Source organism: Pseudomonas sp. MIL19, assembly GCF_028680365.1.
Classification (GTDB): domain Bacteria; phylum Pseudomonadota; class Gammaproteobacteria; order Pseudomonadales; family Pseudomonadaceae; genus Aquipseudomonas; species Aquipseudomonas spirodelae.
Genome location: NZ_JAPPVG010000098.1, coordinates 1 through 341 on the forward strand (window position 1 = coordinate 1; position 341 = coordinate 341).

General features: G+C 56.0%; 1 pseudogene. It reads left to right on the top strand.

From position 1 onward, the window contains the following. Window positions 1–63: 63 nt before the first annotated feature. Window positions 64–341 (top strand): annotated as a pseudogene (locus N1078_RS19520) (IS21 family transposase); the annotation flags it as partial.

Below are 341 nucleotides of genomic sequence, written 5' to 3' on the forward strand. Positions count from 1 at the left end.
GGTGTTCAACTGCTTCTGCTCAATTTTTGAGCAGGAGAACACAGGGTGATCAGTATGGAAATGATGGGCAAAATTCGGCGGATGTATTTCCGCGACAAGCTGTCGCTGCATGAGATAGCCAAGCGCACCGGGCTGGCGCGCAACACGATTCGCAAGTGGGTCAGAGCACCTGAGGCCAAGCAGCCGGTGTACCAACGCCGCGCGATCTTTAACAAACTCAGCCCTTTTCACGTCACGCTAGAGCAGGCGCTAAAAGCCGATTCGCTGCGCCCCAAGCAACAGCGGCGCAGTGCCAAGGCGCTGTTGGCGCAAATCAAAGCCGATGGTTATGACGGTGGCTA